This is a genomic window from Desulfosoma sp. (assembly GCF_052743555.1).
In genome coordinates, this window is the sequence record NZ_JBRAHS010000005.1 from 148,999 (window position 1) to 157,179 (window position 8,181).

10 protein-coding genes and 1 tRNA gene are annotated in these 8,181 nt (G+C 56.1%); all 11 read left to right on the forward strand.

The window, feature by feature from the left end; all coding sequences use genetic code 11:
• The first annotated feature begins 17 nt into the window (after nucleotides 1-17).
• The 11 genes from lysA (at nucleotide 18) to ACUVSA_RS04865 (ending at nucleotide 7,944) form a co-directional block, all read left to right on the forward strand.
• Nucleotides 18-1,268 (forward strand): diaminopimelate decarboxylase, encoded by a 1,251-nt coding sequence (gene lysA, locus ACUVSA_RS04815; protein WP_445893989.1) that lies wholly within the window; start codon nucleotides 18-20, stop codon nucleotides 1,266-1,268.
• Between the two features lie 9 nt (nucleotides 1,269-1,277).
• A complete protein-coding gene (gene dapF / locus ACUVSA_RS04820; RefSeq protein ID WP_445893976.1) occupies nucleotides 1,278-2,138 on the forward strand; it encodes a diaminopimelate epimerase in 861 nt (286 codons plus the stop codon).
• A gap of 32 nt (nucleotides 2,139-2,170) precedes the next feature.
• Complete coding sequence (gene dapA, locus ACUVSA_RS04825) at nucleotides 2,171-3,046, forward strand: 4-hydroxy-tetrahydrodipicolinate synthase (RefSeq protein ID WP_445893977.1); 876 nt, start codon at nucleotides 2,171-2,173, stop codon at nucleotides 3,044-3,046.
• Nucleotides 3,047-3,062: 16 nt separating this feature from the next.
• Entirely contained in the window at nucleotides 3,063-3,869 is an 807-nt protein-coding gene (gene dapB / locus ACUVSA_RS04830; RefSeq protein ID WP_445893978.1) for a 4-hydroxy-tetrahydrodipicolinate reductase, read from the forward strand.
• A gap of 16 nt (nucleotides 3,870-3,885) precedes the next feature.
• Entirely contained in the window at nucleotides 3,886-5,052 is a 1,167-nt protein-coding gene (locus ACUVSA_RS04835) for an LL-diaminopimelate aminotransferase (RefSeq protein WP_445893979.1), read from the forward strand.
• Between the two features lie 49 nt (nucleotides 5,053-5,101).
• Nucleotides 5,102-5,638 (forward strand): 2-amino-4-hydroxy-6-hydroxymethyldihydropteridine diphosphokinase, encoded by a 537-nt coding sequence (folK, locus tag ACUVSA_RS04840; protein ID WP_445893980.1) that lies wholly within the window; start codon nucleotides 5,102-5,104, stop codon nucleotides 5,636-5,638.
• Nucleotides 5,635-5,898, forward strand: coding sequence for a hypothetical protein (locus ACUVSA_RS04845; protein ID WP_445893981.1), 264 nt, complete (start codon nucleotides 5,635-5,637; stop codon nucleotides 5,896-5,898). The genes folK and ACUVSA_RS04845 overlap by 4 nt, the downstream gene beginning before the upstream one ends.
• Complete coding sequence (gene fsa / locus ACUVSA_RS04850) at nucleotides 5,895-6,554, forward strand: fructose-6-phosphate aldolase (protein ID WP_445891760.1); 660 nt, start codon at nucleotides 5,895-5,897, stop codon at nucleotides 6,552-6,554. Before ACUVSA_RS04845 ends, fsa begins: the two co-directional genes overlap by 4 nt.
• Nucleotides 6,555-6,586: 32 nt before the next feature.
• Nucleotides 6,587-7,207: a lytic transglycosylase domain-containing protein gene (locus ACUVSA_RS04855; protein WP_445891761.1), complete on the forward strand. Its 621-nt coding sequence runs from the start codon at nucleotides 6,587-6,589 to the stop codon at nucleotides 7,205-7,207.
• Nucleotides 7,204-7,830, forward strand: coding sequence for a CDP-diacylglycerol--glycerol-3-phosphate 3-phosphatidyltransferase (pgsA, locus tag ACUVSA_RS04860; protein WP_445891762.1), 627 nt, complete (start codon nucleotides 7,204-7,206; stop codon nucleotides 7,828-7,830). The genes ACUVSA_RS04855 and pgsA overlap by 4 nt, the downstream gene beginning before the upstream one ends.
• A gap of 39 nt (nucleotides 7,831-7,869) precedes the next feature.
• Nucleotides 7,870-7,944 (forward strand) — tRNA-Cys (locus ACUVSA_RS04865).
• Nucleotides 7,945-8,181 lie beyond the last annotated feature (237 nt).

Genomic DNA, 8,181 nt, shown 5'->3' on the forward strand with positions numbered 1-8,181 from the left:
CTGTGAAGGGAAAGACGATGCACCATTTTCAGTACCGCCATGGACGATTGTACGGGGAAGATGTCCCGGTGGAAACCATCGTGCAGGACGTGGGAACGCCGGTCTATATCTACAGCCGAGCCACCCTGACGCACCATTTTCAAGTCTTTGACGGGGCTTTTTCCCGCATTCCACATCTGACCTGCTATTCCGTGAAGGCCAATTCCAATGTGGCCATTTTGGCCCTTTTGGGTTCTCTGGGCGGCGGTGTGGACATTGTCTCCGGGGGGGAACTTTTTCGAGCACGCCGAGCCGGCATTCCGCCGGCTAAGATCGTCTATTCGGGCGTAGGAAAAACCCGGGAAGAGATCGACTATGCCCTTTCCGAAGACATTCTCATGTTCAATATTGAATCGCGCCAAGAACTGGAAGCCATCAGCCAGAGGGCTCAAGCCCTTGGGTGCACGGCCCGAATTGCCCTGCGGGTCAATCCCGATGTGGACCCTAAGTCCCATCCCTACATCACGACAGGCATGGAAAAGAACAAGTTCGGGATTCGTGTGGACGAGGCCATTGAGAGCTACCGGCACGCCACTCGACTCCCCCATATCAAGGTGGTGGGCATTGACTGTCACATCGGCAGCCAACTGACCGAGATCCAACCTTTTGTGGATGCCCTCAAGAGATTGCGCATTCTGATGGAGCGGCTCCACGCTCTGGGTATTCCTATACACTATCTGGATCTCGGGGGCGGTTTGGGCATTACCTATGCTGACGAGGCCCCCCCTCACCCCGTTGAATACGCCGAAGCGATTCTCAAGGAAATGAACGGCCTTTCCTGCACGCTCATCTTTGAGCCGGGTCGCGTCATCGTGGGCAATGCCGGCATTTTGGTCACCCGCGTCTTGTACACCAAGAGCACGCCCACGAAACATTTCGTCATTGTGGACGCCGGCATGAACGACCTCATTCGCCCAAGCCTGTATGGGGCCTATCATCATATTCAGCCCGTGGTGCCTTCGGAAAGGGAACAGGAAACCGTGGACGTGGTCGGCCCCATCTGCGAAAGCGGTGATTTTCTTGCCCGAGAAAGAACGCTGCCTCGGCTCGTTCCAAGGGATCTGTTGGCAGTGATGAGCGCGGGAGCGTACGGGTTCAGTATGGCCTCCAATTACAATTCCCGACCACGACCCGCCGAAATCCTTGTGGACGGAAAGACCTACCATGTGATTCGACGCCGAGAAACATGGGACGATTTGGTTCGGCTGGAAAACATTCCCTTGATGTGAGGCGGCTTCATGGAGCGCATTCCTTTCTTCAAAATGACCGGTTCCGGAAACGACTTCATTCTCATTGACAACCGCCGAGGAATGATTCCCTCCGAGCGATGCCCAGACCTGGTGAAAGCCGTGTGCCGTCGGAAACTCTCGGCCGGTGCGGACGGTGTCATTCTCATTGAAAACGATCCAGAATGCGACTTTGCCTGGCGCTTCTACAACGCGGACGGCAGTGAAGCGGAAATGTGCGGTAATGGAGCGCGCTGCGCCGCTCGATTCGCTCATCTGCAGGGCATTGTTTCGCGCTCGACCATGACCTTTCGGACACTGGCGGGAAAGATCCAAGCCCATGTGGACGGCCTTCGCGTGCGCGTTCAGATGACGCCCCCTCACGGCTACCGACCCAACGTGGACGTGGTCGTTGCGGACCAAACCCTGTGCGTTCATGCCATCAACACAGGCGTGCCTCACGTGGTTTTTTTTCTCGACTCCCCCAATACCCTCTCCCAGTGGGATGTTTTCAGCGTGGGACGGGCTCTTCGGTATCATTCCCTCTTTGCGCCGGCGGGAACCAACGCCAATTTCGTCGCGGTTCTCGGCCCGTCACAACTAAAGATTCGAACCTATGAGCGCGGAGTGGAAGAAGAAACCCTGGCCTGCGGTACAGGATCCATCGCCGCCGCCCTTATCGCTGCCGCTCACGGCTATGTGCGCCCTCCCGTGCACGTTGAGACACAAAGCGGGGAAACATTGGTGATTCATTTTCACCAGGAGGGAGAAGAGTTTCGCGATGTTTTTCTAGAAGGGGATGCCCGAGTGGTCTACGAGGGCCTTTTGTGGACGGAGACCCTCGGCGCGGCATCTGGAAAACACAACCAATGACGTTGAGAATCTCGAGAAGACAGGAGGGAATCATGTTTGAGGGAGCCTTTGTGGCCATCGTCACGCCCTTTCAAAACGGTCGCATTGACGAACCAGCACTGAGGGATCTCATTGAATTTCAGATCGAAAACGGCACTCACGGCATCGTGCCCTGCGGCACCACCGGTGAATCCGCCACGCTCAGCCACGAAGAGCACGAACGGGTTGTGGAGATCACGGTGGACCAGGTGAAAAAGCGTGTTCCGGTCATTGCCGGCACCGGTTCCAACAACACCACGGAAGCCATTCGATTGACGAAACACGCCAAGGAATGCGGCGCGGATGCGGCCCTCATGATCGCTCCCTATTACAACAAACCGACCCAAGAAGGCCTCTATCAGCATTTCAAAGAAGTGGCCGAAACGGTGAATCTTCCGATTATCGTCTACAACATTCCGGGTCGCACGGCCGTCAACATGGAACCGGAAACCATCGCTCGGTTGGCTCAAATTCCCAACATCGTGGGCGTCAAGGAAGCCACAGGATCCATGAAACAGATCACCGACATCATTCGGCTCTGCGGCGATCACTTCACTGTGCTTTCCGGCGAGGACTACATCACGTTCCCTTTGATGTGCGTCGGCGGCAAAGGGGTGATTTCCGTGGTTTCCAACATCGCGCCTCGGGACGTGGCAGACATGTGCACGCACCTCCTTCAGGGTCGGTTCCGGGAAGCTTACGCTCTTTACTACAAGCTGCTGCCTTTGTGCCATGCCATGTTCGTGGAAACCAACCCGGCTCCCGTGAAAGCCGCGCTGAAGATGATGGGCAAGATTCAAAGCGATGAGGTGCGTCTGCCTCTGGTGGGCTTGACAGAAGCCAGCAAGGCAAAAGTGACGGGCGCCTTGAAAGACTATGGCTTGATTTAGAACGAAAGGAGCCGCCATGGTGAGAGCAGCGGTAGCCGGAATCGGAGGCCGCATGGGATCGCGCACTGCGCAGATCCTGAGCCAAACGGATGGGATCACACTGGTGGGCGGTTGTGAACGACCGGGGCATGCCGTGGTGGGGTGCGATCTAGGGACATTGAGCGGCTCTCGACCCAGTGGCGTGCTCGTGCAAGACGCCGTGGAACGTGTCCTGGAACGTTGCGACGTTCTCATTGACTTTACCGCTCCCGAAGCCTCCTTGAACCACATGAAAGCGGCGGCCGCCGCGGGCAAGGCTGTGGTCATCGGGACCACAGGATTCAACCCGACCCAGGTGGAACACATTGGAACGCTCGCACAGGAAATCGCCTGCGTTCTGGCCCCCAACATGAGCATCGGGGTCAATGTGCTTTTCAAGATTCTTCGGGACATGACCCGTCTTCTGGGTCCGGACTACGACGTGGAAATCGTGGAAGCACATCATCGGTTCAAGAAAGACGCCCCCAGTGGAACAGCGTTAAAGCTGGCCGAAGCCGTGGCTCAGGCGCGAGGCCTTGCGATGGATGAGGTGGGCGTGTACGCCCGCCACGGCCTCATCGGAGAAAGACCTCGGGATGCTATTGGCGTGCAGACTTTAAGAGGCGGTGACGTGGTGGGGGAACACACGGTGTTTTTTCTCGGCATGGGGGAACGCATCGAAGTGACCCATCGAGCTCATAGCCGTGACAACTTCGCACGGGGGGCTATCTTGGCCGCGAAATGGGTTGTGGGTAAGCCGGCCGGATTGTACAGCATGTTGGATGTTTTGGGGATTGCGCAATGATGCAGCGGAGGCACTCATGAATGTGGATTTTGCGAATCGAGTGAAGAATCTTCCCCCGTACCTTTTCAAAGAAATCGATCGACTCAAGGCGGAACTTCTGGCCAAGGGCGTAGATGTGATCAACTTGGGCGTAGGCGATCCGGATCTTCCCACACCCTCGCATATTATTGAGCGTCTTCAAACGGCAGCTCAAGACCCGGCGAACCATCAGTATCCTTTGTATTCGGGAATGAACGCCTTTCGGGATGCGGTGGCCCGTTGGTACAAGCAACGTTTTGACGTGCATCTGGATCCCTCCACGCAGGTCTTGACCCTCATCGGATCCAAGGAAGGCATCGCTCACCTGCCCCTGGCGTTCATCAATCCTGGGGATGTGGCCCTGGTGCCCAGCCCCGCCTATCCGGTGTATCAGGTGGCCGTGATGTTTGCCGGGGGAACATCCCACATCATGCCCTTGGTCAAGGAGAACGGGTTCCTTCCGGATCTGAGCGCCATTCCCGAAGAAACGGCTCAGCGCGCTAAGCTGCTTTTTATCAACTATCCCAACAATCCCACGGGGGCTGTGGCGGACGCGGCCTTTTTTGAAGAGGTGGTGGCTTTTGCCAAGCGCTACGACATCATCGTGTGTCATGATGCCGCTTATTCCGAAATAGCCTTTGACGACTACCGTCCCATGAGTTTTCTCCAAGTGCCAGGGGCCATGGACGTGGGCATTGAGTTTCATTCCCTGTCCAAGACCTATAACATGACGGGTTGGCGCATCGGGTTTGCCGTCGGCAATGCGCACGTGATCTCAGGCCTTGCGCAGATCAAAAGCAACGTGGACTCGGGCGTTTTTAACGCGGTGCAACTTGCCGGCGTGGAGGCTTTGGACGGCGATCAAAAATGCGTTCAAGAAATGCAAGCCATCTATCAGAAACGGCGCGACATTCTCATCGAAGGGCTGCGCCGCGCAGGACTGAACGCTCAACCCCCCAAGGCCACCTTTTATGTGTGGTGCCCGACGCCCCAGGGCATGTCGTCGGCCGATTTCACTGCGAAACTCCTTAAGGAAGCCGGCATCGTCACAACGCCGGGAAGCGGATTCGGCGCACCCGGAGAAGGCTACGTGCGTATGGCTCTGACCGTGGATAAGGAACGCGTGCGGGAAGCTGTGCATCGCATTCTTAAGCTTTCTTGGTAGCTTCGGCCGAAGAGGAAGGGCTTTTGGGGCCGAGAAGGTGGTGAAACCGATGAGAAACGGATGGGAAGAGTGGGAAAACGCTGTCCCTGTGCTCATCGGTTTTGGGGCCAATGTGAGTGACCACGTCGAGGGGCTGGAAGGATCGTGCCGAGAGGCTGTGAAAGCCCTTTTGCGCCTAAAGGGCTTTCGCGCCGTCGCCGTCTCCTCCCTGTATCGAACGGAACCCATCGGCTACACGGACCAACCGTGGTTCATCAACGGAGCCGTCCTCGGGGAAACCGTCTTGAGCCCTCGAGAGCTGCTGTCGGCGCTGTTGGACCTGGAAAAGATGTTTGGACGGGTGCGTACGGTGCGTTGGGGACCACGCCCTCTGGATCTGGACATCATTTTCTACGGGGATCGCATGATCCATGAGGAGGGCCTCGTGATTCCGCACCCTCGAGCGCACGAGCGACGGTTTGTTTTAGAACCGGCATCGGAAGTGTGCCCGCAGTTTGTGCATCCCGTGCTGGGCGTTTCGGTGCTTGAACTGCTAAAGCGTCCTGACGTGCAATCGCAAGCTGTGCAGCGGTGGAAAGCCCTATGATTCGACTCTTGCTCTTTGCCCTCCTTGTCTATGCCGCCTACCGATGGCTCAAGCCTCGACTGGGAACCTTTTGGAAACACGACAATCATGCCGTGAATGCCCAGGAAGCTGAGCTCATACGGGACCCTGAGTGCGGGGCGTATTTTTTCAAAACGAAAGGCGTTTCCGAGCGGATCGACGGCAAGACGGTATTTTTTTGCAGCCCCACGTGCCGTGACGCCTTCCTGAAAAAACAAAGAAAGGGGTCCAAAAGAGGATGAAGTTTTTTATCGATACGGCGAATCTGGAAGAAATCCAAAAGGCCCACGCCCTTGGTGTTCTGGACGGTGTCACCACCAATCCGTCCCTGATCGCCAAGGAAGGGATTGCGCACCGTGAAGCTTTTCGAGCGCATATCAAAAAGATCTGTGAGGTGGTGCAGGCTCCGGTGAGTGCCGAGGCGGTGAGCACTTCGGCAGAGGATCTCGTCGCCGAAGCTCGAGAACTGGCCGCCATTGATGACCATGTGGTGGTCAAGATTCCTATGACCGAAGAAGGCCTCAAAGCGGTCAAGGTTTGTGCCGATGAGGGTATCAAGACCAATGTCACATTGGTCTTTTCTCCCCTGCAGGCCTTGCTGGCCGCCAAAGCAGGGGCGACGTATGTGAGCCCGTTTGTGGGGCGCCTGGACGATATCGCCGCTTCAGGCATGCAGATTGTTTCGCAGATCGAGGATATTTTTTCCAACTACCTGTTTGATACGGAAGTCATTGTGGCCAGCATTCGCCATCCCATGCACGTGTTGGAAGCAGCTCGCATGGGCGCGGATATTGCCACCATTCCCTATGCGGTCATCGCCCAGCTTGTGCGACATCCTTTGACGGATGTGGGGCTGGAAAAGTTTTTAAAGGATTGGGAGAAAGTCGAAAAGAAATAGGCTGGTTCGGCATGGGCATGAGGAGGACGAAGATGGCGGATCGACTCGTGGCACGTTTTCGCCTCTCCCCAGAAATCTTTGCTGTGATGCTCGCCGTGACACTGCAGACATGGGCCATAGCGAGCGACGCCGATGCCGGAGCCATCTACAAGTACGTGGATGAAAAGGGGGTGGTGCACTTCACCAATGTCCCGTCAAGTCCGCGGTTTCAAAAGGTGGCCTTGCCGCCTCTGCCCAAGATCAGTGTGCCTTCGTGGACATCCGAAACGCCTTATGATGACCATATCCATCAGGCTTCGGTGATTCATGGCATCGATCCCAGGCTGATTCGAGCGGTCATCAGGGCCGAATCCAATTTTGATCCGCGGGCGGTGTCTCCCAAGGGCGCCATGGGACTCATGCAGCTCATGCCGAAGACCGCTCACGATATGGGGGTCACCAATCCCTTTGATCCCATGGAAAACATCCTGGGAGGCACTCGGTATCTTAAGGAAATGCTGATTCGATTTAACAATAGCCTGCTGCTGGCGCTGGCGGCCTACAATGCCGGCCCCCAAACCGTGGAATTTTACGGCGGCATACCGCCCATTCCGGAAACCAACGCCTACCTGCGTGCCGTGCTGCGAAACTATATGCACTACAAGAGACAATGACGCGAGACGATTTTTCTCGAAAAAACTTGACGGCGTTGCCGAACCTTTTGACCTACTTAAGGGTTCTCGCCATTCCCGTCATCATTGTCATTCTCATTCCTCCCACGTCGGGACGTCTGCAAAACCTGGCTTTTGCCCTTTACGTTTTGGCCTCCTTGACCGACTACCTGGACGGCATTTTGGCGCGCCGCCACAATCTCGTCACTTCCGTGGGAAAACTTCTTGACCCTTTAGCCGATAAATTGCTCACCTGCGCCGTCCTGATCATGCTCATTGAGTTGGGCAAGGTGCATGCCTGGATGGTTTTTCTTATTATTGGGCGCGAATTTATCATCACCGGGCTGCGCTCCATTGCCGCCAGCCAAGGACTGATCCTGGACGCCAGCCGCATGGGTAAAAACAAGATGGTTTCCCAAACCGTGGCTCTTCTCTGTCTTCTTCTTCATTGGGAACGGTTGCAACGCCCCCTGTGGGTGACGGGAACGGTTTTCCTCTGGATCTCTTTGGCCTTTGGATACTGGTCGGCTGGAGCCTACTTCGTGGACTTTTACCGCAAGGCAAAAGCACTGCAATCAGCGCCGCCGCGGAACACCCCCCACGAATCGGCGCAAACTCCTTCTTGACAGGGGACACCGTTTCCGTTAAGCAGAAGGCACACGATCGGCGGCATACCCAAGTGGTAAGGGAGCGGTCTGCAAAACCGTTATTCACCGGTTCGAATCCGGTTGCCGCCTCCAAAAAAACCTAATCAACGCGATGGGCTGTGGTTCCTCTTTCCGTTGTCCCCGTCGCGTTTCTTTGTAGAGTGGGGACAATTTGGGACACTTTCTGCGCGGACCCCGTGGTAAGGTACTTCTGTAGCGACGTGTCCGAGAAATCCTTTTCATCCATTTCCGGTCTAGCGATCTCAGGTAGTTACGAAGCCAAAAATGGCCATAAGGGTCAGTGTCGGACAGGCCCTCGCCCAAGTTTGT

Excerpts from the sequence above, each read along its gene's own strand:
- lysA (WP_445893989.1), top strand. The coding sequence starts at position 18 with ATGCACCATTTTCAGTACCGCCATGGACGATTGTACGGGGAAGATGTC.
- dapF (WP_445893976.1), top strand. The coding sequence starts at position 1,278 with ATGGAGCGCATTCCTTTCTTCAAAATGACCGGTTCCGGAAACGACTTC.
- dapA (WP_445893977.1), top strand. The coding sequence starts at position 2,171 with ATGTTTGAGGGAGCCTTTGTGGCCATCGTCACGCCCTTTCAAAACGGT.
- dapB (WP_445893978.1), top strand. The coding sequence starts at position 3,063 with ATGGTGAGAGCAGCGGTAGCCGGAATCGGAGGCCGCATGGGATCGCGC.
- ACUVSA_RS04835 (WP_445893979.1), top strand. The coding sequence starts at position 3,886 with ATGAATGTGGATTTTGCGAATCGAGTGAAGAATCTTCCCCCGTACCTT.
- folK (WP_445893980.1), top strand. The coding sequence starts at position 5,102 with ATGAGAAACGGATGGGAAGAGTGGGAAAACGCTGTCCCTGTGCTCATC.
- ACUVSA_RS04845 (WP_445893981.1), top strand. The coding sequence starts at position 5,635 with ATGATTCGACTCTTGCTCTTTGCCCTCCTTGTCTATGCCGCCTACCGA.
- fsa (WP_445891760.1), top strand. The coding sequence starts at position 5,895 with ATGAAGTTTTTTATCGATACGGCGAATCTGGAAGAAATCCAAAAGGCC.
- ACUVSA_RS04855 (WP_445891761.1), top strand. The coding sequence starts at position 6,587 with ATGGCGGATCGACTCGTGGCACGTTTTCGCCTCTCCCCAGAAATCTTT.
- pgsA (WP_445891762.1), top strand. The coding sequence starts at position 7,204 with ATGACGCGAGACGATTTTTCTCGAAAAAACTTGACGGCGTTGCCGAAC.